The sequence below is a fragment of the Gardnerella sp. DNF00983 genome, from assembly GCF_049244265.1.
Lineage (GTDB): Bacteria > Actinomycetota > Actinomycetes > Actinomycetales > Bifidobacteriaceae > Bifidobacterium > Bifidobacterium vaginale_J.
The window spans coordinates 829,728-855,703 of sequence record NZ_CP058392.1; the positions used below are offsets into that span (position 1 = coordinate 829,728).

20 protein-coding genes, 1 tRNA gene and 1 riboswitch are annotated in these 25,976 nt (G+C 40.2%); of the genes, 3 read left to right on the forward strand and 18 right to left on the reverse strand.

Translation table 11 applies throughout. The annotated features are described in order from the left end of the window. Window positions 1-97: 97 nt before the first annotated feature. The 17 genes from HXT34_RS03135 to eno all read right to left on the reverse strand — a co-directional run bounded on the left by HXT34_RS03135 (window position 98) and on the right by eno (window position 22,239). Window positions 98-1,738: a hypothetical protein gene (locus HXT34_RS03135; protein WP_421784360.1), complete on the reverse strand. Its 1,641-nt coding sequence runs from the start codon at window positions 1,736-1,738 to the stop codon at window positions 98-100. 154 nt (window positions 1,739-1,892) lie between these two features. Further along, complete coding sequence (gene tyrS, locus HXT34_RS03140; RefSeq protein WP_004119411.1) at window positions 1,893-3,212, reverse strand: tyrosine--tRNA ligase; 1,320 nt, start codon at window positions 3,210-3,212, stop codon at window positions 1,893-1,895. 166 nt (window positions 3,213-3,378) lie between these two features. Further along, window positions 3,379-4,896, reverse strand: a complete 1,518-nt coding sequence (argH, locus tag HXT34_RS03145) for an argininosuccinate lyase (protein ID WP_415687312.1) — start codon at window positions 4,894-4,896, stop codon at window positions 3,379-3,381. A 37-nt stretch (window positions 4,897-4,933) separates the two neighbouring features. Next, window positions 4,934-6,148, reverse strand: coding sequence for an argininosuccinate synthase (locus HXT34_RS03150; RefSeq protein WP_076002803.1), 1,215 nt, complete (start codon window positions 6,146-6,148; stop codon window positions 4,934-4,936). Window positions 6,149-6,439: 291 nt separating this feature from the next. After that, entirely contained in the window at window positions 6,440-6,979 is a 540-nt protein-coding gene (locus HXT34_RS03155; protein WP_032842537.1) for an arginine repressor, read from the reverse strand. 257 nt (window positions 6,980-7,236) lie between these two features. Beyond that, window positions 7,237-9,858 carry a phenylalanine--tRNA ligase subunit beta gene (gene pheT, locus HXT34_RS03160; protein ID WP_421784361.1) on the reverse strand — a complete coding sequence of 874 codons (2,622 nt, stop codon included), beginning with the start codon at window positions 9,856-9,858 and terminating at the stop codon, window positions 7,237-7,239. A 5-nt stretch (window positions 9,859-9,863) separates the two neighbouring features. Beyond that, window positions 9,864-10,931 carry a phenylalanine--tRNA ligase subunit alpha gene (pheS, locus tag HXT34_RS03165; protein WP_421784362.1) on the reverse strand — a complete coding sequence of 356 codons (1,068 nt, stop codon included), beginning with the start codon at window positions 10,929-10,931 and terminating at the stop codon, window positions 9,864-9,866. A gap of 70 nt (window positions 10,932-11,001) precedes the next feature. Beyond that, window positions 11,002-11,910 carry a TrmH family RNA methyltransferase gene (locus tag HXT34_RS03170; RefSeq protein WP_415683870.1) on the reverse strand — a complete coding sequence of 303 codons (909 nt, stop codon included), beginning with the start codon at window positions 11,908-11,910 and terminating at the stop codon, window positions 11,002-11,004. 112 nt (window positions 11,911-12,022) lie between these two features. After that, window positions 12,023-13,054, reverse strand: coding sequence for a cation diffusion facilitator family transporter (locus HXT34_RS03175; protein WP_421784363.1), 1,032 nt, complete (start codon window positions 13,052-13,054; stop codon window positions 12,023-12,025). 820 nt (window positions 13,055-13,874) lie between these two features. Further along, window positions 13,875-14,453, reverse strand: coding sequence for a hypothetical protein (locus tag HXT34_RS03180; RefSeq protein WP_421784364.1), 579 nt, complete (start codon window positions 14,451-14,453; stop codon window positions 13,875-13,877). 848 nt (window positions 14,454-15,301) lie between these two features. After that, window positions 15,302-15,385, reverse strand: a tRNA-Leu gene (locus HXT34_RS03185). A 42-nt stretch (window positions 15,386-15,427) separates the two neighbouring features. Then, on the reverse strand, window positions 15,428-17,104 hold the full coding sequence (locus HXT34_RS03190; protein WP_421785436.1) for a DUF501 domain-containing protein: 1,677 nt from the start codon (window positions 17,102-17,104) through the stop codon (window positions 15,428-15,430). Window positions 17,105-17,215: 111 nt separating this feature from the next. Beyond that, on the reverse strand, window positions 17,216-17,689 hold the full coding sequence (locus HXT34_RS03195) for an FtsB family cell division protein (protein WP_116431745.1): 474 nt from the start codon (window positions 17,687-17,689) through the stop codon (window positions 17,216-17,218). Between the two features lie 192 nt (window positions 17,690-17,881). After that, window positions 17,882-19,021 carry a dihydropteroate synthase gene (folP, locus tag HXT34_RS03200; protein ID WP_419399308.1) on the reverse strand — a complete coding sequence of 380 codons (1,140 nt, stop codon included), beginning with the start codon at window positions 19,019-19,021 and terminating at the stop codon, window positions 17,882-17,884. Window positions 19,022-19,074: 53 nt separating this feature from the next. After that, the gene (gene folK / locus HXT34_RS03205) at window positions 19,075-19,575 is read right to left on the reverse strand and encodes a 2-amino-4-hydroxy-6-hydroxymethyldihydropteridine diphosphokinase (RefSeq protein ID WP_004119382.1); all 501 of its coding nucleotides are present in this window, start codon (window positions 19,573-19,575) and stop codon (window positions 19,075-19,077) included. Window positions 19,576-19,831: 256 nt separating this feature from the next. Then, window positions 19,832-20,746: an L-lactate dehydrogenase gene (locus tag HXT34_RS03210; protein WP_415683864.1), complete on the reverse strand. Its 915-nt coding sequence runs from the start codon at window positions 20,744-20,746 to the stop codon at window positions 19,832-19,834. Between the two features lie 197 nt (window positions 20,747-20,943). After that, window positions 20,944-22,239, reverse strand: coding sequence for a phosphopyruvate hydratase (gene eno, locus HXT34_RS03215; protein ID WP_004111411.1), 1,296 nt, complete (start codon window positions 22,237-22,239; stop codon window positions 20,944-20,946). A 210-nt stretch (window positions 22,240-22,449) separates the two neighbouring features. Further along, window positions 22,450-22,574: riboswitch (TPP riboswitch) on the forward strand. On the opposite strand from eno, the gene HXT34_RS03220 reads away from it, so the two are divergent. The 3 genes from HXT34_RS03220 to HXT34_RS03230 all read left to right on the forward strand — a co-directional run bounded on the left by HXT34_RS03220 (window position 22,564) and on the right by HXT34_RS03230 (window position 25,421). Continuing rightward, window positions 22,564-23,379: an ABC transporter permease gene (locus HXT34_RS03220; protein ID WP_421784365.1), complete on the forward strand. Its 816-nt coding sequence runs from the start codon at window positions 22,564-22,566 to the stop codon at window positions 23,377-23,379. It overlaps the preceding riboswitch by 11 nt. 155 nt (window positions 23,380-23,534) lie before the next feature. Next, entirely contained in the window at window positions 23,535-24,533 is a 999-nt protein-coding gene (locus tag HXT34_RS03225; protein WP_421784366.1) for an ABC transporter substrate-binding protein, read from the forward strand. A gap of 150 nt (window positions 24,534-24,683) precedes the next feature. After that, window positions 24,684-25,421 (forward strand): ABC transporter ATP-binding protein, encoded by a 738-nt coding sequence (locus tag HXT34_RS03230; protein ID WP_419399311.1) that lies wholly within the window; start codon window positions 24,684-24,686, stop codon window positions 25,419-25,421. Window positions 25,422-25,507: 86 nt separating this feature from the next. On the opposite strand, the gene HXT34_RS03235 is transcribed toward HXT34_RS03230, so the two are convergent. Continuing rightward, entirely contained in the window at window positions 25,508-25,732 is a 225-nt protein-coding gene (locus HXT34_RS03235) for a hypothetical protein (protein ID WP_415683862.1), read from the reverse strand. Between the last annotated feature and the right edge of the window lie 244 nt (window positions 25,733-25,976).

A 25,976-nucleotide genomic window follows, 5' to 3' on the forward strand; every position in this document is an offset into this window, starting at 1 on the left:
AATTTTATTAAGCCTATTTTATAAATATCAACTCTTAAAGCAGCAAGTGCCCGGCTTACTTAAAAGCAGCCGGGCGCAAATATCCAAATGTTACGAACTACTCTTCGTCAGAGTGAACAGCACTCATCTCGATAGTATCCGTATTATCCGCATTCTCAGAGTTACTTGTTTCTTCTGACTCTTCTAAATCTTCAGAATCTTCAGAATCTTCAGTTGCATCAGATTCTTCATCAGTATCTTCATCAGGAGCAAATTGAGCATCATCTTCACTCATGCCAATTTCATCCATCATGTCATCATTCAAATGCTCTAAATCATAGTCGATAACAATATCATCAGGATTTATATCTTCGTCATCAACATCAGCATACTGTTGCTCAAGCTTATCAAGCAAAGACTCTAATTCAATTGCTTCGTCACTACGACCGGCTTCTTCCAAGAAGTATTGTTCTGCTTGAACTGCACGCATACGATACTCCCCAGGAAGACCCTTTGAACGACCCATTGCATGAACCAATTCAATAGCCTTATCAGCATGACCAGTATCAGCCAAAACACCTGCATAAACGAGGAACATTTCGGCTTTTACTTCTCCTCTTAAGGTTTTTGCTTCATCTGACATGCAAATTTCTAAAGCCTTATCTAGATTTCCCATACCGCGCTCGCAATCGGCAATAAATGGCAAATAATCGAGGTAACCATTCATTCGCATTGCAGTGCGGAATTCCTTAGAAGCAAGCTTGTAATCGCCCTGACGATAGGCCACAAAAGCTAAAGTTTCGCGAGCAAAATCAATACGAGATGCTTGCTTAGCAGCCCACTTTGCATGTTCTAATGCAAGTTCAGGATTTTCTTCTTGCAAAGTATAGGCCGCAAGAATATGAAGACCAATATTTTCAGCATGCTCCTTTGAAAGACCGCGCAAACGCTCGCGATCTTCTTTAGAAAGCATTGCCCATTCCAAACCTTTTGGCATCTTAGGCTCACCAGGGCGACGTGCTGTATAAGGATTTTGAGATGGATAAGAAACAGTTCCGTCAGAATTGCGGCGTGGACCATCTTCAAAACGGAAGTTACTACGCGAATTTGTGCGACGATCGTATCTGCGGTCATCTCTGCGATTGTCACGACGATCAAAACGACGCTCATTATCTCTGCGCTCATCGCGACGATCGTCTCTGCGGTCATCACGGAAGCCACCCTTAGAGCCTTTATGGAAATCTTTATGGAAATCGCCATTGCGATGGTTCTCACGACGATTATCCCTGCGATCGTCACGATGGTTAAAACGATGCTCACCATCAAACTTCTTGTAGCGTGGGTTGCCACCTTCTTCACCAGAATGTTCAAAATCTCTAGAGCGACGGTCATCACGACGATCATCTACACGATCAAAATGACGGTTACGATCAAAGCGACGATCATTATCGCGATTCTCTGAGCGGAATCCGTCCTTCTTAAAACCATTCTTCTTAAAACCACCGCGACGGTCATCTTTACGATCGTCATGACGGTTAAAACGACGATCACCATCACGCTTTACGCCAGAGTGGAAGCTCTCTTCACGGTCATCATCATTACGGCGGAAACCACCCTTCTTAAAACCGCCTTTATGGAAACCATCTTTATGGAAACCGCCGCGACGCTCGCTACTTTTACCACCATTGCGATGACCAAATCCGCCACGTTCACCAAAAGATTTCTTACCACTCCGCGAGTGTTCGCGTTCTTCGCCCATTCTGGCATACCTCTCATCTATGTGCAATTTTATTACAAAATCACATTTTAATTATATTCATAAAACAACTAAACATCTGCTGTAAGCAAGCTATAGCATACATCAAGCAGCAAGCTTACAACAGATGTATTTTTTAATAAATCACAAACATTTATTAAGCGCGCTCTACGGCACCGATAGCTTTCTTGCCGCGGCGAAGCAAAGCGAAACGACCGTGCAAGAAAGAGCCCTCACTTAACACATCGTCGACACCACTTACACGTTCATTATTCAGATACAAACCGCCTGCTTCAATAGCGCGACGAGCTTCGGAAACAGTGCGGAACAGACCTGCGGCAACTGCAGCCTCAACAACACGATCTGCAACTTTAGCCTTAGCGAAATCTAAACTACCGTCTTCAGCCTTAACCTTAACGCCATCTAAAGCAGCTTCAAGAGTCTGCTCATCAATATTGCAAAGATCACCACGTCCAAACAAAGCGGAAGAAGCTTCAATAGCCTGGTTCGTTAAATCTTCACCGTGAACGAAACTTGTAACTTCCCACGCAAGTACGCGCTGAGCTTCACGACTTCCAGGATCATCCTGAATTTGCTGAGCTAAACGCTCAATTTCATCTTTTGGCAAGAAAGTGAACACCTTAAGCAACTTAACAACTTCATCATCAGGCTGATTGAACCAGAACTGGTAGAAGCGATAAGGGCTAAGCATAGAAGGATCAAGCCACATGGCGTTACCTTCTGACTTGCCAAACTTACGACCTTGATTATCTGTAATAATTGGGCTAGTAAACACGTTTACTGATGCGCCGCGAACCTTACGAATCAAATCCATGCCGGAAGTGAGATTACCCCACTGATCCGAACCGCCAAGTTGCAAAGTTACGTTGTAATTATCAAACAAGTACAAAAAGTCGTTGCCTTGCAAAACTTGATAACTAAACTCAGCAAAAGAAATACCTTCGTCAGAATTTAAGCGGCGAGCCACAATATCCTTAGAAAGCATTGTGCCAACACGGAAATTCTTACCAACATCACGCAAGAAGTCGATAGCAGACATCTTAGAAACCCAGTCGTAATTGCTGACAAAACGAACAGGATTTTCACCATCAAGAGGCAAAATTCGACCAATCTGCTTACGCAAGCGTTCAGCCCAGCCAGCCACAATATCCTTAGAATTAAGAGTGCGTTCTCCGCTTTGACGAGGATCACCAATCAAACCAGTGGCACCACCAACTAAAGCAATAGGATGATGACCTGCAGCCTGCAAGTGACGCATATTAATAAGCTGCACAAGATTACCAATATGCAATGAAGCAGCAGTAGGATCGTAACCGCAATAATACGTTAATGGTTCTCCGTCAAGCGCTTGAGCAAGTTGCTGCTCATCAGTAGATTGTGAAATTAATCCACGCCACTTAAGCTCTTCAAACAAAGAAGCAAAACCTGCTTCCTTGTAGTTCCTGACCTGAGCCATTCGTATCTCCTTAATACAGAATACCGATAAATATCGGGCGCTTTGCGCGTCCACAAGCCTTTCAATTTTTGCAGCACATGACGACACGCATAATAAAAAGTGCCAAATATCATAAAGTACGATACTTGGCACTATAGCGTAACAGCTAATAATCTAATTTTTAAAATTATTTTATAGGCGAGATATAAGCAGAACCATCGCTTTTTGAATTTGCAAATTTATAATAATTATCCATTGCGTTTTCAGCCTCTAAAATTTGCTCTTTAACTCGAACAAAGGCTGTACCGCCACGACCGCATCTGGCAGACACAGATCCAGCACTAGTCAATATTGTTCTAATATCCGCAATTTCTGCGCTATCAACAAAACCGCTTATAATATTTGAAAAATCATCATCGCTTAAATCAGCAAGATCTCCCCCAATTTCCTCAGCTCGCTTTACACACAAACCAGACAAAGTATGAGCATTACGGAATGGAACACCCTTTTTTACAAGCCATTCTGCAATGTCTGTAGCAAGAGCGAAACCAGTAGAAGACTGTTCATAAAGTCTATTTAGATCAAATTTCATAGTTTCTACCATTCCAGCAAAAGCTGGAAGAAGCACTTCTAAAGTGTCAATTTGATCAAAAACAGCTTCTTTATCTTCTTGCAAATCGCGAGCATAAGCAGTAGGAAGACCTTTAAGAGTTGCCATTAAACCAGTTAAATCGCCTATTAATCTACCAGCTTTACCGCGAGCAAGTTCCGCAATATCTGGATTCTTTTTTTGAGGCATAATCGATGAACCAGTTGAATAAGCATCATCTAAACGAACAAATGCAAATTCTTGAGTATTCCAAATAATAATTTCTTCACTTAATCGTGATATATCAACGCCAACCATTGCTGCGATGAATGAAAATTCTGCGACTAAGTCTCTACTTGCAGTTGCGTCTATAGAATTAGCGCAAACTTTAGAAAAACCAAGCTCTTTAGCTACTTCTTCTGGATTAAGACCAAGAGTATTGCCTGCCAAAGCTCCTGCCCCATAAGGGCTTTCATCTGCACGCAAATCCCAATCTATGAAGCGATTTACATCTCGTAAAAGCGGCCAAACATGTGCCATTAACTGATGCGCAAGCAAAATTGGTTGAGCGTGTTGCATGTGAGTGCGACCCGGCATCACTGCGTCTTTTGCATTTTTTGATTGATTCAGCAACGCTTGGCAAACTGACAACAATAATGATGCAATAACGCGCGCATGCCTACGCAAAAACATACGTATTAAAGCTGCAATTTGATCATTCCTAGATCGACCTGCACGAAGCTTTCCACCAAGATCATTTCCAGCAATTTCAAGTAAACCGCGCTCTAATGCTGTAGCTTCATCTTCATCTTCCTCAATGGGTGCGAAAGTTCCGTCATCTACACGCTTTTGCAATTCATCTAATGCACAAGATAAATCAGCATACTCTTTTTCGTTAAGAAGACCTGCACGATGCAACGCATGCGCATGAGCTCTAGAACCAGCAATATCATCATCCGCTAATCTCCAATCAAATTGTGTGGACTTGCTTAGTTTCGCTAGCTCTGCTGAAGGGCCTGAACTAAATCGTCCACCCCACAATGCAATAGGGTGATTAGTATTATTAGTTTCATTATTTTCTAGTTCTGCGGCTGCTGCTTTTGTTGCATCGTGCATAGTTTATTACCTTTATATCTTTTTTATATATATCGTATTAGTTGTTGTTTGCAACGCGCATATCTCTTGCTGCTGCAACCTTGCTAGACAATCCGTAGATTTCAATGAATCCATTGGAAGCACGCTGATCAAATGTATCCGAAGAATCATACGTAGCTAAATTAAAGTCATACAATGATTCCTCAGAACGGCGTCCAGTAACTACAGCTTTGCCAGCATACATAGTCATTCGAATTTCTCCAGAAACATGCTCTTGAGTTTCATTAATAAATGCGTTAAGAGAACGCACAACTGGAGAGAACCACTGACCGTCATAGACAAATTCAGCCCACTTTTTATCAAGAGCACGCTTTAACCTGTGCTGTTCACGCTCCAGGCAGCAATTTTCAAGCTCTTGGTGTGCAACAATTAAAGCTTGAGCACCTGGAACTTCGTACAATTCACGAGATTTAATTCCTACAAGACGATCTTCAATAATATCGATTCGTCCAATTCCTTGCGCTCCAGCTCTTGCATTCATTTCTTCAATTGCTTGCAAAGGCGTTACGCTATGACCGTCAATTGCGACTGGAACACCTTTTTCAAAAGTAATTGTAACTTCATCCGGTTCTTGAGATTCAAGAGGATTTTGCGTATAAGAATAGCACTCTTCAGTCGGAGCATTCCATGGATCTTCTAGGAAACCGGTTTCAATTGCACGACCCCACACGTTTTGGTCGATCGAATATGGGCTTTTCTTGCTCTGTTCAATTGGAAGCTTGTGCTCGTTAGCGAACTCTATTTCAACATCACGAGTAAGTGACAAGTCTCGAATTGGGCTAATAGCTTTTAATTCTGGATCCAAAGATTGGATTGCAACTTCAAAACGAACCTGATCGTTTCCTTTGCCAGTGCAACCATGAGCAATTGTATCTGCATCAAATTGATGAGCTGCATTAACTAAGTGGCGAGTAATCAAAGGCCTAGAAAGAGCAGAAACCAATGGATACACGTCTTCATACATTGCGTTAGCTTTTAATGCAAGCATGCAATAATTATCTGCGAATTCTTCGCGAGCATCGACAACATATGCTTCAACTGCACCACAAGCCAAAGCACGATTTTTAATTACTTCAAGCGCTTCACCGCCTTGACCAACATTTAGCGACACAGCTACAACGTCTTGACCTGTTTGCTCTTTAAGGTATGGAATTGCTACCGAAGTATCGAGGCCACCTGAATACGCCAAGACAATACGTTTTTTATTAGTCATTGTGACCTCCCAGGTCATATATTGAATAAATAAACAATAAAAAGCATATTATACATATAAAATAAAATCAACAGACGCGCCAAAAAATTATTATATTTTTATAATCTTCGGAGAATTATTACAAAATACAAAAAATATATCGATTATAGTTATGCATATAAAAACGCGTGCAGCTCAACAATGCACTGCACGCGTATAAATCTTCTCTTCTACTGCAAAATTATTTTTTAATACAACTCTTATTTAATACAACTCTTATTTAAATAAACACAATACTTCTTAATAGATTATTTAACGAGAAGCTACTGAAAGCATCCAATTTGCTCGATTTTCAGCTTCTTCATTTGAAACGCAAACCATAATAACTGTATCATCTCCAGCAACTGATCCTAAAATACCTTTCAAAGGCTGACGATCTATAACACTTGCAACGTATTGTGCAGCACCTGATGGAGTGTGAATAACAACAATATTATTTGCATGTCCAACTTCAGTGACAAGACCTGCTAAAGTGCGAGCAACTTGCTGATCAATTCGCACAGTATCCATAGCATGACGATTGCCAGTACCATCGCCAAGCACATACGCAATCCTACCATCCGTCAATCGAATTTTAACTGCATTTAACTCATCTAAATCTCGGCTCAAAGTAGCTTGAGTAACATTAAAACCATGACGCGCCAACACTTTAGCGAGTTGAGATTGAGAAGTAATCACTTCTGCCAGTAACGCTTGTTCAATAGCATTTAAACGAGCTGCTTTTGTTGCAGGACGTTGCTGTTTTATTGACACTTCGTTATTTGATTCTGCATCCGTTTCTGGATTCATCATAGTTTTATCAAAACCTTTCATAAACATATTTCCAATTAAATATATACGAATATGTGTATACATATCTACATGCATAAAAAAATTATTTATGTGTTCTTCCTCACACATATCTATTATGCATGAAAACGCTATATTTTATTTAAAAAATAGATGTTACTTTACATAAAAAGAAAAAGAGTCAATAATACAATAAATGCGATTATGCATACTATTATTAGAGCGTATGCACAATCGCATTAACTAAAATATATTATATTTTACACTCGCAAAGTTGCGTGCAAGACTTCAGCAGCATCCGTAATCTTCTTACGAACTTCTTCCATCTCTTCGCCAGAAAGTGTTCTATCATTTGCTCGGAACGTTACGGAATAAGCAAGAGAACGTAAGCCTTCTCCAAGCTGCTCACCCTCATACACGTCGAACAGCTCAACAGATTCAAGCAAATCTCCAGCAGACTTTTCAATAGCAGACTGCAATTCATTCGCTTTCAACTCAATTGGTGCAGTGAAAGCAAAATCTTGCTTTACAGGAGGGAAAGTCGAAATTGGTTTAGCTTGAACAGGCTTCATAAGCATATTCTTAAACAATTCAGTTAAATCAAGCTCGAATGCTGCAGAATGCTTAGGTAAATCTAATGCTTCGCAAACATGCGGATGTAACTCGCCAACAACACCGAGATTGACGCTTGAACCATCTTCAGCAAGAACACAAACTTGAGCACTACGACCAGGATGCCAAGAAGATGGAGCATCTTGAGCTTTAAACTGTTCGAGAATGAACTTAACACCAATTCTCTTACCAACTCGCTGGAGTGCTTCAACAGCATCGCTCCAATCAACATCTCTATGAGTACCAAGCCAACCAGTTTCTTCAGCATGACCAGTTAGCAAAGCAGCAACATGCAAAGGTTGTTCCGGTAATCCAGCATCCAACGCAGCAAGCTCAGCATTAGAAGGTCTAACAGAACCAGGTAATGCAGGAATTGCAGGAGCATTTGGATCGCTAAAGTACACATGACCAAGCTCATACATGGAAATATCTGTTAAACCACGATGAAGATTGCGTCGAACAGTACCAGCCAAAGTCATCAAAACAGAACGACGAAGCCAAGGCCTGTCTCCAGCTAAAGGATTAGCAATACGAACACTTACTTCAGCAACTTCGTCCACATTTTGACGGAAAGCTTTAATATCTTCCTCACCAACAAATGGATAGCTTAAAGATTCAACAAAACCAGTTTCCGCTAACTCATAAGCAATAGCTCGTCTAGTTTGCTGTTGCGCAGTTAAGCCAGTTCGACCAGTAACAGGAACAGCAGGAACCTTAACAGGAATCTCATCGTATCCAATAAGTCGAGCAATTTCTTCTACTAGATCGCAAGGCTCATTCAAATCAGGACGCCAAGTTGGAGGAAGAACGGAGAAGGACCCATTGCCACCACCAGCAACAGAGCAACCGATATCGGTAAGAATATCGCTAATGCGATTCAAATCAACATCCAAACCGGCAACTCGCTGCACTTCATTAGCTTTGAACACAATCACATTTCGCGACTGAGTATTATTGACATCACACGGCGACGTAGATGTCTTAGCTCCACCAAACTGTTCCAAAAGATTTGCAGCCATTTGTGCAGCTGCTGGCTGCAATTGAGTATCAACGCCACGCTCAAAACGACGAGAAGCCTCAGAAGGAATCTTATGACGACGAGCAGTACGAGCAATTGAAACGGGATCAAAGTGAGCTGCCTCAATCAAAATATTTTTCGTTTCACTCGTAACTTCGCCATACATGCCGCCCATAACACCTGCTAAGCCAAGCACGCGTGAACCATGGTTTCCACGAGGAGAATCGCAAATAACTAAATCCTCAACATGCAATTCATGATCTTTGCCATCCAAAGTCGTAAGATGTTCGCCCTCATGTGCACGACGAACTACAATTGGACCTTCAATTTTGTCTAAATCATAAGCATGAAGAGGTTGACCCAAATCAAGCATGACATAATTAGTGATATCAACAGCAAGAGAGATACTGCGCATACCTGCACGCGTTAAACGACGCTGCATCCAACGCGGGCTTGCACAAGTGGAGTCAAAACCGTGTACAGCACGCGCATAATATCGATCACAACCAGGTACACCATGAATTGGATTAGTGTCTTCAATACTCACGTCAATATCTGAAGTCTTGTGACCTTCATCATTAATTTGCGATACCTGCTCATTCAACTTTGAAACAGGATCCGTATAAACAGCACCAGTTGAATGATGATATTCGCGAGCGACACCACGATAAGAGAAAGCATATCCACGATCAGGCGTTATGTTAATCTCCAAAATCGGCTTATTAAGATGCAACAACTCCATTACATCGTCGCCAGGCTTCAACTCATCATATTCAGCCTTAGAGAAGCCATATTCACGCAACAAAATAATGCCATTGTGGCTATCTCCTAAACCAAGCTCACGCTCTGAAGCACACATACCGTCAGAAATATGACCGTAAGTTTTGCGAGGCTCAATCTTGAAATCGCCAGGAAGCACGGCACCAGGAAGTGTGACTACAACCTTTTCACCGGCAGCCATATTAGGAGCACCGCAAACAATGCCACGAGGAACTTTCTTGCCGTTCTCGTCAACATCGTTGTATTTATCTCCAACATCAACATGGCACCAATTAATAGTTTTGCCATTTTTCTGCGGTTCAGGAGTAGCGTCAACTACGTAACCGACAACAATTGGACCGGTAACTTGAGAAGTATGAATTTCTTCTTCCTCTAAACCAACACGAACTAAATCTTTAGCAAGCTGTTCGTAAGTTAAACCTTCTGGCACTTCAACATGATCTTTGAGCCAGTCAATATCTACCATTGGCATGAGTTTTACTCCCCCATTACAAACTGTTCACTGAAGCGCTTATCGCCTTCAACCAAATCATGCATATCGTTAATATCATGGCGAAGAAGCAGAGTCCTCTCCAAGCCAACACCAAAAGCAAAACCGGTATACACTTGTGGATCTAAACCTGCAGACTTCAACACATTAGGGTTAACCATTCCACAGCCACCCCATTCAATCCAGCCTGGACCGCCCTTTTTATCCGGGAACCAAAGATCCAGCTCAGCACTAGGCTCAGTAAATGGGAAGTAGCTTGGTCGCAAGCGGCTCTTTGCATCTGGACCAAACATTGCAACAGCTAAACGATCTAGAACACCCTTTAAATCAGCCATTGTTAAATGCTTATCTACAGCCAAAGCTTCACATTGATGGAAAACTGGAGTATGAGTTGCATCCAGTTCATCAGTGCGGAACACTCTACCAGGAGAAGCAATATACAGAGGAACTCCACGCTCAATTAACGCACGTACTTGATCAGAAGAAGTTTGCGTGCGCAAAACCATATTTGAACCAACAAAGCCTGCAGCGTCCTTAGCTTGATTGCCCTGAACGTAGAAAGTATCTTGCATTTGACGCGCAGGATGATCCGGACCAAAGTTCAATGCATCGAAATCAAACCATTCAGTTTCAACTTCTGGACCTGCAGAAATCTGCCAACCCATAGATACAAAGAAGTCTTCAAAATCTTCAATAATACGAGCAATAGGATGACGAGCACCTAAAGGCTTACGATTAATTGGAAGAGTCATATCTACAGTTTCTGCAGAAAGCATGTTAGCTTCTTCAACAGCTTTAATTCGCTCTGTAGCTTCTGCAAAAGCTCGACCAAAATCAGCTCGCAAAGTTGACATTACCTTGCCAACTTCCTTCTTTTGATCTGCAAGCAAAGAACCAATTGCTTTGCTTGCAACAGTCATCACTGACTGCGCACCAGCATACTTAGTTTTAACAGCCTTCAGCTCTTCCATAGTTTGAGCAGCTGTAACGCTAGCAATACCTTCTTTTACTGCTTTAGCTACAGCTTTAATATCGAATGGCTTATTATCGGTCACAGCACCCTTCCTATCTGTGTTATACGTATACTCATTGTTTATATACGATATTGCAAAATATTGCCCAAAGCTATATTTTTCGCTCATGACTCGACATAGCCAAGCCCATAAGCATTACTGCTGCACTTGTTGCAAGGTTCATCGATTCCGCTTTCCCATATATTGGAATTATTGAAATATCGTCAACCTGTTGCAATACTTCTTTAGGTAAGCCTCTAGCTTCATTGCCAAATAAAATAGCCAAAGAACTACTAATAACCTCGGAATTGACTAAAATTTTTGGAAATGGCACAGGTTTAATCTTGTCAGTTCCATAAATATCTGCTGCAATAACTCGAATATTTGATTTTGCAGCGTATTCGAACCAGTCTTGAACGCTTAATTGCACTACAGGAAGATGAAATAGCGAGCCAGCAGTCGAACGCACAAGCTTAGAATTCCAACGGCTTACGCAATCATCAACAAAAACAACAGCATCGCATCCAGCAACATCTGCAACGCGAATAATAGCACCAGCGTTGCCAGGATCTCTTACCTGCCAGCATGCTGCAATACGAAGAGGCTTAAAATCGTTTTTTACTTTTACTTGTGCTGATTGTTGCAAATTTTTAAACTCACTAAAATAGGTATCATCTAAAGATTTCGAATTAGCAACCGCAACAATTCCCTGTGAATCAGCACTAATTTTTTGCATAATACTCGATTCAACAGGATGAACATAACAAGATCGGGATAAAGCTTCTTTAACTATTTCCCGCAAAGAAGAAAATTGGGAACTTTCCTTTTCATTACCTTCACAAGCATCTTTAGTAACATAAATATCACATAACGAATCTGTGGCATAACGTACAGCTTCGCGCACACTTTGCGGACCTTCAACTAAAAAACGCTGCAAATCATGCGACTTTGCGCGACCTAAAGAAACGAGTCTGCGCACACGCTCACTGTGAGTATTATCAATTAGTTCTTTTAACGGCATAAATATAACTTTACTTCAAAAACAATTACGACACAGGAAATACGCATTCACGTATTTATGCAAACTTGTCACGTTCTTTGCAACAAGACTTATAAGCAAAACCTTATAAACTCTATTCATGATGCTCTGAAGAACTGGAAGTTGTATAGCCTTTAGGCTCAAGCTGGAAAGTAGTGTGAGAGACAGAAACAGGAAAATGCTCACGTAAGCAGTCCTGAAGCTGGGAAAGCACCTGAGAGCATTGAGACATTGTCATATTAGGATCCACAACAACATGTGCCATAAAAATCGGCATACCAGTAGAGACAGTACTAGCGTGCAAATCGTGAACTGCAAGAACATGAGGAACATGTTCTAGATGTTCACGAACTTTGTTTAAATCAAGACCTTCAGGAGTCTGCTCAAGAAGAACCTTAACAGCATTCTTAAGAAGCTTTAGCGCACGAGGAATCATAAGAAGCGCAATAATACCGCCAGCTACAGCATCAAAACCTGCCCAGCCTGTACTCATCATTACAATAGCTGAAACTACAACTGCAACAGATCCAAGAGCATCGTTCATAACCTCAAGAAATGCGGCACGCATATTCATGTTGTCTTGAGATTGAGACATAAGAATTACAAGAGAGCCTAAATTCGCAGCTAAACCAAGAATACCAAAGAATAGCAGCTGATTTACATCGTGAATGCCTTGATGGCCACTACCAAAAAGACGCATTCCAGCTTCAACAAGAGCATACACTCCTACAAGCAGTAAAATAAGAGCTCCCGCAGCAGCTGTAATAACCTCAAGACGCGCCCAACCCCACGTGCGCTTACTATTTGGACGACGACGCATAAGAATTGCAGTAACTGTTGAAGCTGCAAGAACCGAAATGTCTGTAAGCATATGACCTGCGTCTATAAGAAGCGACAAGGAATTGGTTATGAAAGAACCAATTACCTCAGCAAAGAACACAGTTGCAGTAAGAGAAAGCGTAAGAAGCAAACGATGCTGATGCGCATGACTTGCGTGAATTGCTTCTGCTTGGGAAGCTGCGTTGGCATTGTTGTAATTAGTATCGAAAGAGTTGGCATTTTCATTCGCACTTCTTGAGCGTGAATCAGTGCTATTAGTTCGAGTTACATCGTTATGATTATGCACTTTCCAGCCTCCTAAAATATTAAAATATTTGGACGATATCGTTTCTCAATATCATTCGCATTTTGCCTTATACGCAATGAACCCCAGCCTAAGCCGGGGTTCAAATTGCTAAACAGTCATATCTACAACTATGTAATCACACACCGTCAACATAAGCGTGTAAGCGAAAACCTACAAGCGGAAACTGGTCACCCACACACACAAAGCTACGGTGTATAACAGGTTGTCCCCGCGCGTCTGATTTGTCTATTTTCAGACACTAGTGCAGTACGGTTTCTGCATTAATGTCTCATTTTGCCTGTTTTGAGACTCGCGTGCAGTTAGCGTTCTGCGCGAGTGTCTCATGACCGTTACTCTCTCAGATAATTGACTGAGATATTAACAGTATTTGGGGGTTATAAGCCCCAAGCGAGGTCTTCCGTATCAACACAGTTACTGGTGCAGTCGTCGCACTGCGTTAGTAACGAATATTGACGGTTTATCGTTATTCGCGCAGTTAGCGTTCTGCACCAGTAACGCGTGAGTGTTATTTTCTCAGTTCATTAGCTGAGTTTTTAACAGTGTTTGGGTTGTGAGTGTTATTTTCTCAGTTGACTAACTGAGTTTCTAACAGTGTTTGACTAATCGTCGTTACTAACTCAGTCGTTAGCTGAGATATTAACAGTGTTTCGCATTTGGCACATGACTCTAGATATCGCAGGAGCCGGCGCCCAAGATACTCAGGCAATTCCGGCTCCAACTTCCATATCCTCCGAAGAGATAGGCAATAAATTCATTGTATCAGTATGCGACAATATTGTCACATGCTTTGTTAAGTATGCTAGATATTTTTTACGTGAACCTTTTTGAATTTTTGGATGAGATTTACCGATATAGGATCTTCACATTTATTTAATTGTTCCCCATAAAATCCAAGAATTTGATCTGGTATCCATAATCTTGCGTCATCTTTTCCGTTCTTAAATTCAATTTGTAATTTCTGTATTGTTTTATTTTTTATCAAATATTTTTGCAATACAAGATCTTTAGCATTTTGGTGTTTCTCTCTTGACTCAAGAATTAGTAAATTTACTTTATACTGAGATTCCAATGTTTGCAGTAAAGTTTCCATGCATTTTCTTCTTGCTCTTTCAGGTTTCAAATTTAGGTAATTTCTTGGCATAGAAACGATAATATATTGTAAATCTAGATCTTCTATAATTCGTATAGATTTTTCTTTTTCACGCATTGTCATATCGCGCCAATGCAATTTATTAACATGTTTCTTTGTTGCATCTAACAGTTTATTTCTCACAACAAACTCTGGTAAATTGCAAATGCATGCGCATATGTGGTATGCCTGTATCCCAGATTTGCTGGATTTTGTACTTTCATCTCCCCAAGCTATGGTTTCGTCCATTTTTGTTCCCCCCAAAAAATATATCAACAGTCTCCTTACTCTTAATGAAGTATTTTATTATAAATACTCAATTTTTACATAAATTATCCAAAAACTGGCAATAATGCTATAGAAGATTCCAAGCGGAAACAATCGGCAAAAAGTGTGTCTAAAAAAAAACCGAGTTTTCGTTGAAATACCAAGGAACACTAAGTGATGCTAAAAAGCGGAAGCTGGTCATTCCCTCAAACCTACGGTGTATAACAAGTTGCCCACGCTCGTCTGATCTGCCTGCCTTCCGACAGTAACGCAGTACCGTTTCTGCACCAGAGTCCAATAATCCCAATCTTCCAACACCAACGCATTACCGTTTCTGCACCAGTGTCTCATTTTGCCTGTTTTGAGACTCGCGTGCAGTTAGCGTTCTGCGCGAGTGTCTCATGACCGTTACTCTCTCAGATAATTGACTGAGATATTAACAGTATTTGGGGGTTATAAGCCCCAAGCGAGGTCTTCCGTAGTAACACCGTTACTGGTGCAGTCGTCGCGCTGCATTAGTAACGAATATTGACAGTTTATCGTTATTCGCGCAGTTAGCGTTCTGCACCAGTAACGCGTGAGTGTTATTTTCTCAGTTGACTAACTGAGTTTTTAACAGTGTTTTGGTGATTACCGTTACTTTCTCAGATACTCGACTGAGTTTTTAACAGTGTTGAGGCTTGTGGCTTATGCCACAGAATATTCATCAGCTTAGCTTTACACACTTTTTGATCTATAACCCATCAATCTTACTGAACTGTCATAGACTACCCGAAAACTCAGAAAGCAAAAAGCGCCACACAGCTAAAAACTGTGCAGCGCTTTGTTTGTGCCTCCGGTGGGACTCGGACCCACAAGCCCGTAAGGGCGTCAGATTTTAAGTCTGATGCGTATGCCAATTCCGCCACAGAGGCAGCAATCACTTATTATGCCATACATCTAAGCAAAGAACAAGCTCAGCGTGTGGCGAGTAACTTTCTTCCCAAATCAAGCGTAATTCCGTCAAGCAAACCATGCTCACTTGCAATAAACGTATCCAAAACACCTCCGTGATCCTCATACGCAGCTTTTGCTAATCTCTCCAACACACGGCTCCAAATCACTGCTCCACCGCCGACAACATCCACGCGCCCTGGGTGAATTGTCGCATACGTGCGCCTGCAGTCCCTAGGCATACGCAAAAATCGATTATTAACAGCATAAGCCTGCTCTAATCCAATACGCACACCATCGACAGCAGTATGATCATAATGCTGCAATCCCATAGTCAAAGCAGCCATAGTTGTCACAGTTCCAGAAACGCCAATAATAGTGCGCGCTCGTCCTGCAGGGACAACTTTGAAAGCATCATCAATATGCTTGTCAATATCTTCAATCGCAGCTTGAATTTCCTCTTCAGTAGGAGGATCAGTGTGCAAATGCCTTTCCGTCATTCTAACGGAACCAACATTCATGGAGTATGCTGCAGAAACCTTGTGCGCCGGCAAGCAGTCCCCATCTCCTCCAAGCACTAACTCAGTAGAGCCTCCACCTAAATCAACTACGAGATACGGTGGCTGCAACTCATCGCGAGACACAACGCTTGTTGCACCAAGGAAGCTAAGAGCTGCCTCTTCAGTACCACTAATAACTTCAGGGCGAACACCAAGCTCATCAATCATCATTTGTTCAAAAATCTCACGATTTTCAGCATCTCGTGTAGCTGAAGTTGCCACAAAACGAATCGCATCAACTGGATGTTCTTTCAAAACTTGCGCAAATTCGTGCGCAGCATCCCTCACTCGTTCCAAAGCGTCATCTGCGAAACGATGAGTTTCGTCAATTCCCTGACCTAGTCTAACGACGCGAAGCATACGAGGCACAATATCTTTCATTCCATGCTCAGAAACTTGCGCAATTTTTAGTCGAATAGAATTCGTACCGCAATCAATTGCGGCAACCTGTACTGTTTTTTCTGCGAAAGTAATCGTTTCACTTTTCACAGCTTCGCCCTCTGCAGTTTTATCTTTTGCATCCATTTCGTCTTCCACAACAACTTCCGTTTCAGTAGCATATGCATCATCGCTCCACGGAGTAGTACAGCGGCACACGCTAGGATCAAACTCATCTTTAATGCGCTCTAACACCATATCACCAATCGGATTTACACCTTTGCCCATTACCAATGTTTGCGCAAGCAAAGCATGCAAGCATTTAACACGAACTGGCATTCCACCAGCGCTCATCTGACTAATATGCTCTTCACTATCCCCCAAAGACACAGCTAATTCATGACGGAATTCCAAATAATACTTATGCGCACGCTCATATTGTTTTTTCAGATCTTCGTCCGATTGCAATAGCTCGTTATATTCTCGCATAATACCGTCTGCTTCGACGCGAGACACCGCTTTTACAGCTTCAGGACTGGTAAGGTAGCATGTAGTTGGGAATGGAGTGCCATCTTCTAAGCACGGTCTAGTAATAACAGCAAGAGGTCTACCACAAACGCAACGAGCACCAACAGCTACCATTCCTCTAGGGAATCTTCCAAGCTGCTTTTCAACAATTGCACGCTCGGCATCACTCGCAGGTGTAGTAAATAAACGTTTTACAGCTTCTTTTGGAATATAATTCTTATTACTGTTCTGCATTTTATCTGAACTTTCTTGGCTGTTAGCCATGCGTTTCTACTCCTGTTAAAGCTGTTTTACAAATAAATAATTTTTTACTTTATCAGTTTATATATTTTATCAGTTTATATGTTATAAGGATGGCACAGTATCTGGTTTGTCTGCTTTATGTATTGCATACATTAAGTCACTATACCAAGGCAAGACTGAATGAGTCTTAGTTTCGCTATTTTCTTGAGCAAATTCATTCGGAACTTTTCCAGTTACTGCTTCAGGATGCTCTACGCGAACAGCCTGTTCACCGGGAAAAATAAAGCCGAGACGATCTCTAGCTTGAGCAGTAACGTATGCTTTGTCTTTCCATCGGTCAATATTATTATTCAACGTACGCTTTTGTTCACGTAAATCACTTTCTTCACGCTGAAGTGCATGAAGCTCAGATAAGCTTAACGCATAATTTCTAACTGTTGAAATGCACTCAATTGAACCAACAGTAACTACAAAAACCATAAATAAAAACACAAGTGGTCCTGAAAGTAGTCGACGCTGTTGCAATGGTGCTACATCTTCACCTAATGCTGTTTTACGACGCTTTTTCATAACCATACTTTCTAAATTACTTGATGTATTCGACGTGAAAACATCATGCATTCCGCTAGTATCTTACGCGCTTTTAGATGCAAAATGCTGTTGTGTCACATTTACAGTAACACTGCATTTACAGTCACACTACATTTATTCGTTATTAAAATTAAAAAAACTGACGAACAAAACTGCAAAAAAATTATTTAAATTTTTCTACTTAAACCAGTAATTTCTATTAATAACATCAATCATTTCGACTAATTGCTTTGTTTCTGCAATATCATGAGCACGTATTACACGCCCACCAGCCATAAACATCGCTGTTTCTGCAACTAAAGTGACAGGCAAACGATCTTCTTTATCTAAATTAAAAAGCTTCTTACCAAAGCCTTTTCTAGAAATCGCAACCAATATTGGTCGACCAAAACGATGCAATTGATTAATATTTCGCATCATTGCATAATCTTGTTCACCATCAGCAACCTTTGCATAGCCAATTCCTTGATCAAGAATAATCCTATTTAAGTCAACTCCTCCATCAACAAGCATTTTTAAATTATCGCTAAAGAATTGACACATAACCTTTGTTAAATTGTCATATTCTGTATCTCTATTGCTATGCATTGTCACTAATCCAACGTTAGAATCTGCCATAAGCTTTACTTTTTCTGGAGAATCAAACGCGCGAACATCATTTATAATATCTACGCCAGCTTCAATTGCAGCTTCCATTACAGGTAACTTGTAAGTATCTACTGCTACAGCAATTTGAGGATAATTTTTGTGAATATACTTAATAGCAGGTATAACGCGCCTTATTTCCTCTTCTGGAGTAATTTCTAAATAACCGCCAGGTTTTGTAGTTTGACCGCCTACTTCTATAACATCAGCACCAGCTTCAACTATTTCTTTAATATGGCTATTTACCTCGTCTTCACTTTGGTACTTGCCACCATCATAGAATGAGTCAGGAGTAATATTCAAAATCGCGTAAACTATAGGCTTGTCAAGTGTATCAAAGCAGAATCGCCCTGCATTCCACACAATTGCTTTTTGCTTTAATAGCGAGCGCAAACTTGCAAGTAATTCTTGATCTTCGTACCATGCTTTTTCGCACTCTTGCATAAAAGGTTTAAGAGCAATAAGCGGCAAAATGAAGTCAATAGAAGACTCGGATACTTTGATAGCTGTATCAAAATGATCGAGAAAATCAGCTACTTTGTTTAAATCGTTTTCGCTAATATTTTCCCACGTGCATAAAATTTTTTGATTTACGCAAAGATCCTGCAGTAACGCTATATCTGCAATATTTTTAGAAGATACATTCTCCAAATTGCTTTCAATAATTCGCATTTGTATTCTTTCTTTCTAAAGCCTCATATTTAAAACTAAATTTATATTCCAAACTAATTAAAAACTTCGCTACTTTCAATAATATTAATCCAATTAGTGTCGCTAGTTTTATTAAGCTTATCTTGGATGAGCTCATGATAATTAGCATCGTCTGCGCTTATTTCAAGCAAAGGAACTAATACGAATCTGCGATTATCTCTTTCTTTGTGCGGAATCGTAAGATTTTCACTTTTTATAGTTTGACCACCAAAATCAATAATATCTAAATCGATTGTTCGAGGGCCCCAACGAACTATGCGCTTTCTGTGAAGACGCTGTTCAATATCATGAATAAAATCAAGCAATTCAAAAGCTGTTAAATCAGTGTCCAAGCGTAAAGCAATGTTATAAAAACTGTCTTGCACTACGTCACCAACTGGTTCGGTTTCATACACTGAAGAAACGATAATATTGCTTATATGTGAATTTTGCTTCAATAGCGAAACAGCTTGACGCAAATTAAGTAATCTATCACCTATATTGCTTCCAACACTTATGTATGCACTAGAAATCATATTTCCCCCAAAAAATAATGTCATTTATAGTTAAAAGTATATATCATAAACAATTAGGACTAACCAGCTTTATGAATTCAAATAATAAATAATCTAATATCAAAAATTTTTATAACAAAAATGTCGCTGTAAATTCAACACTCTTGAAGAGCAATTAAACCTACAACGACATTTTTCAATACGCTTTTATCTAAAATCTGTAAAAAATATTTTAGATTCAAAAGTACTATTTTTAGTTATTTTATTTTTGACTTATCTATTTTGCTTGAGCCTTGCTCAAAATTGTATCTGCAGAATGCTGCAACTTTTGCAACTCTTCTTCAGTCAAGTCAAGTTGGCACTGCTTCACAATACCTTCGCGACCAACGATTGCTGGGTAAGAAAGATAAGAATGATATTCCTCGCGATAGTTCGAAACAGGCATTTGCTCCTTTGAATCCGAAAGAACAGCATGAACCAGGCGAACTGCAGCAGCAGCAATACCGTAATTTGTATACTTCTTTCCGTAGAACACAGTGAAGCCGCCTTGACGAGTTTCTTCATCAACAGCATCTAAATCAATATTCTTTTCTTTTGCAAGCTCAACAATCGGCTGTTCAAGAACCTTAACTGTGGACCATGCAACGAACTGTGAATCACCATGTTCACCCAAGCTATAGCCCTTCACAGCTTTTGGATGAACTCCGAAGAATTTGCCAACAGCGCGATGAAGACGCGCAGAATCAAGCAAAGTTCCAGTGCCAATAACTTTTTCATAAGGAAGACCAGTTGTTTCTTTATAAAGCTGGCAAATAGCGTCGCAAGGATTAGTAATATCAACTAAAACACCATGGAAGCCAGAAGCTTTAATCTTTGCACCAACTTCTTCAACTTGAACACGATTATGTTTAAGTTCTGCGAAACGATCAGGATTTGGGACGTCTAAAAGCTTAATATTGCCCATAGCGCTTACGATAACTTCAACATCTTTCAAAGCATCGTAATCATTGACAGTAATGTTTACATTAAAAGGCAAATTGTCCATTGAATCCTCAAAATCCAATGCATCAGCCTTAACCTTAGCTTCATTCTTGTCATACAGGTATAACTCGTCGGCGTAACCACCAACAACAAGCTGGTGAGCAACAGCTGCGCCAACATTTCCCATACCAATAACTGCTACTTTTCGCATAATGAAACATCTCCTTCTGTTTCGATTTTCTCACAAAAATATCACTATTATGATGAGAATGAAAGTAAATTTAAGAAAATTTTTTGCGCGTTTTGATTTTTTCAAAAATATTTAATAAAAAACGGTCAGCCGTAAACACGACTGACCGTTAAAACTCAAAGACTTAAGAAGCCACTAAGTTACTTTAAAACTAAAAGTTACTTCATGTACTTCTTGCAAGCCTTGAATGCGCTGTAACCAGCATACTGAGCGGTAGAACCAAGCTCTTCCTCAATCTCAAGCAAGCGGTTGTACTTAGCAATACGCTCGCCACGAGCAGGAGCACCAGTCTTGATTTGGCCGGTGTTCTTAGCAACGGCAAGATCAGAAATGGTGGTATCTGGGGTTTCACCAGAACGATGGGAAACCATAGAAGTGAAGCCGTTCTTAGTCGCAAGCTCAATAGCGTCGAGGGTTTCGGTGACGGAACCAATCTGGTTCAACTTCACGAGCAAGGAGTTAGCTGCACCAAGCTCAATACCCTTAGCCAAACGCTTTGGATTGGTGACGAGCAAATCATCGCCAACGAACTGCAAACGATCACCAAGACGCTTGGTGATTTCTGCCCAATCATCCCATCCTTCTTCCTGGAATGGATCTTCGATGGAAACGATTGGATACTCGTTGATGAGCTTCTCGTAGTAATCGAGCATGTAAGCAGATTCGCGCTCTTCGCCATCGAAACGATACTTACCAGTTTCCTTGTTGTAGAACTCGGAAGAAGCAACGTCAAGAGAAATACCAATCTGCTTGCCTGGCTCGTAGCCAGCGGCTGCGATTGCATCCATGATGTACTTCAAGGAATCCTCATTGGACTTCATCTTTGGAGCGAAGCCACCTTCGTCACCAAGACCAGTAGCCAAGCCTTCCTTCTTCAAAACATTCTTCAAGGTGTGATAAACCTCAACACCAGCGCGCAAAGCATCGCTGTAGGTTGCGAAACCGTAAGGAGAAATCATGTACTCCTGAATATCGGTTGCGAAATCAGCGTGAGCGCCACCGTTCATGATGTTCATGTTTGGAACTGGAAGAATGTGACCATTGGTGCCGCCAATGTAGCGGTACAACGGAAGCTGAGCAGACTCGGCAGCAGCGTAGAGAGCAGCGAGGGAAACGCCGAGAATTGCGTTAGCACCAAGCTTGCCCTTGTTTGGCGTGCCATCAAGCTCAATCATCGTCTCATCAAGAGCGCGCTGATCGGTGGCATCCATGCCAATAACCTTAGGTGCGATTACCTCGTTGACAGCCTTAACAGCTTCCAACGTGCCCTTGCCCTGATAACGGGATTTGTCGCCATCGCGACGTTCCCAAGCTTCAGCTTCACCAGTAGAAGCACCAGAAGGCACTAAACCAATACCCTGAGCGCCATCTTCGGTCTCCAAATAAACCTGAACAGTAGGATTTCCACGAGAATCCAAAATTTCGCGTGCATATACGCTTTCAATAGCTGCCACAACTACTCCTTTATACCTATGGGTTGTGATGACTCTTCCAAGACTAGTGCGTTTTATGGACGTTATATTGAGTATCAGCGTATTTATGCCGTGAACGTTCACAATATTTTGATTTAACTCGAGTCATATGAGCCAATTGTATATTTTTAAGCAATATCGTTTATAAATATCGATTTAAAATACACTTGTCCATACCCTTAAGCGATAATGACCTCAGACACGGGGTGCGCAACTACATCGTGCCAAACAACAATACATACAGTGTTGCGCTGAGAATACACTCGTTGAACCTGATATAGCTAAGACTATCGAAGGGATTGTCGCATGACTTACAATTCGCCTAATAAAGCGAAAAACATATTGAAGATTGCATTTAAAGCGGTATCTTCGTGTAAAGTGTGGATTTCAACCATCCTCATTTTGGTTTTGTGGTTTTTTACAACTCTTTCTCCAATCGAAGACCGTTCTTTGCCATCCCCATATGAAGTAATACAAGCCTTTATTGATTTAAACAACGAAGGCATATTATTAAAATCCTTAGGAATAAGTATTTTACGAGTTCTTTTAGGGCTTTTGTTAGGAATTATTTTTGCTGTTCCTGCAGGCATACTTGCAGGAGGCAGTAAGCTTGGCAATATTGTAGTTGATAAACCAAGCCACATGTTGAGATCAATTCCATTCCCGGCTTTAGCTCCAATATTAATAATTTTCCTCGGAATAGATGAAACGATGAAAATAGCGCTTATAGCTGTTGGCGTTTTTGGACCTATGTACGTTAATATTCGCGACGGAGTGCGTAATATTGATCCGAAACTTCTCGAATTAGCGCAGGTTTATCACGTTAAAAAATCTACTATTTTTATATCTATTTTGCTTCGCGGTACACTTCCAAGTTTTATGACAGGTTTGCGATTTGCAATATCTGTAGCATGGGTTGCATTAGTGACTTGCGAAACAGTCAATTCTTCTATTGGAATTGGATACATTCTTTCAAGAGCGCAAGAATTCTTTAGGCCTGATCAAATGATGGCATGCGTTATTATGTACGCAATTGCAGGTCTTGGATCTGAGCTTACTGCAAACATATTAGAATATCTTCTTATACCTGAACGCAGATTAGATAGAAAATCACGCCAATAATCTAGTAATATCAACATTTTTCTAAAGTTAACTACTTTTTAAAATGCATTAAATTGCTTTTTAAGAATTAGTCAATATTTAGAATCAACAACCAAATAATAACAACCAAACAAACAACAGATAAATAAAACAACAAACAAAAGGAACTATATATCATGGCTAATTTAAAAATGCGATTTTCTAAAAAGAGCATTATTGCATTAATCTGCGCTGTTTGCGCAACAGTATCTCTCGCAGCTTGCGGAAGCTCACAAAAATCATCAAGCGCTTCTTCAAAAGAAGACGCTGGAACTATGAGAGTCGCTTATCTTTCTACAGCAAATTATTTAACTACTTTGAAAAATGAGAAATTCCTTCAAGACGAATTTGGCAAATCTAAAGTAGTTTACACTGGCCCTTACACTCCAGTTGATGGTCTTACTGCTGTTATGAGCGGAAATGCAGATGCTACAACTACTGGAACCGGACGCTTCATTGATTTGATTGCTGAAGGACAACCATGGGTAGCTTTTGCGCTCGAATATTACAATGGTGATTCTCAAGGAATCGTTGCATCCGCAAAAAGCGGCGTGAAAACACTAAAAGACTTATACGGAAAGAAAGTTGCTATTATTCACAACGGTGACACTGGCGATTACATGCTTCACCGCGCATTTGATAAAAGCGGTTTAGACGTTTCTAAAGTTAACAAAGTTGAGATGAGTCCTAAGAACTTCCAGGCAGCATTTACTTCTGGACAGATTGACGCAATTTCCTCATTCGATCAGAATCTTGCTGCAGCAATGACAACTCCAGGCGCAAAATTGCTTGTAAATGCTAAAAAGTACGGCAATATGAACGTTACTATTCACATTGTTTCTAAGAGCTTTGCCAAAAAGCATCCAGATCTTGTTAAGAAGATGTACAAGGCTCTTGTTCGCGAAGCAAAAAAGTCTCATAAAGAAAACAATGTTATTGGAAACGCTTACAAGCAGCTCGGAGCAAGCGAAACTATTATTAAGCAAATTGAAAAGTTTGACAATCCAACTATTCGTCCAATCGATGAAAAAGGTTTGAAAATGATGGAAACTCAAGCTAAAGAATACGTGAAATATGGTTTAATTAAGCAAGCTCCAAAGAATTTGAAAGATTCTGTAATGGATTGCACGAAGTAAATTAATCCATATATCTATAAAACACATATTCATAAAAACAAAAATTAAATATCAAAATAAAATAATATATAACTAATTAATCAAAATTAAAACAAAGTTATATAACAAGATTATATAAACATGATTTAGAGCAACGCAGTAGGAGTAAATATGGACACTCAAATAGAAGAAAACTATGAGACTAAAGATAACTCTTACTGCGTTACTCTAGAACATATTGGCGTGACTTTTAAAAATAACGCTAAAATATTGCGAGATATAAATCTAAATATTAAAAAAGGCGAATTCGTATCTTTAATAGGACGCTCAGGATGCGGAAAAACTACTCTTCTTAAAGTTATTTCAGGATTAATCAAACCTGATTCTGGAACAATAAACGTCACACAACATCAAGCAATAGGTTTCCAAGATGCAAGATTAATACCATGGCTAACAGTAAGTAAGAACGTAGTTTTCGGCATACAAGGAAACAAATCAGAACTAAAATCTATTGCAGAAAAAGCTCTTAATGATATGCAACTTAATAATTGCGGTTCGAAATGGCCATCAGAACTTTCAGGTGGTCAAGCCCAACGAGTCTCATTAGCTAGAGCTTTAGTTCATAATCCTGAATTACTACTTTTAGACGAGCCTTTCGGAGCATTAGATGCTTTAACTCGTTTAGACATGCAAGATTTGCTTGATAATCTAAGACAGAAACATGGCTGGACCACAATAATGGTCACGCACGATATTTCCGAAGCAGTAAGACTTTCTGACAGAATTCTTATGATTAAAGACGGAATCATTGAGAAAAACTGGAATATTGATCGAAGCCAACTTGATGCACAAAAGCGTCCAAATAATCACGTTGAAATAGAAGATGAGCTTAGAGAAGCGTTACAGTAAGAACGCGAAAAAATAATTGATAAAGGCACTGCAATATTGACTAGCCTTTATATATTGTATATTCGTTGTTTACCCGTCTATTTTCATTACGCTCCCATCAAGGAAAGTAAACTCGTATATTTTTTCTCATACTCATCCTGGTCCTGCAATTTCCGTGCATTTTCATTGATGCAGTTGTTAACCTTGTCAGCTACGATGTTGAGTTCTTCTTCAAGTTTCAGTTGTTCATTTTCAAGACTTGAAGTATCAAAAACAGTTTTTACCATCTCTTTATGCGTTGCGATGATTTCTCGTTTATCTTTAACAAGCATATTTACGCCTTTGATAAACAGCGTTTAAATCTCACATACACGCTTTCTAATTGTTGAATGAGGTCTGCTTACTGTTCTTATACATTTTCATCACCTAGCTTTCTATTTCATCTTTTTACGAAACGAAAGATTCTCTTTTAAGAGCAATTCATGTAAAATAAAGACACGCTTTATGCACGAAGGCGGCTCTCCGTTTCGTTAATTAAATTATCTAAAATATGATTTTGATTGACTTTAGCAGAGA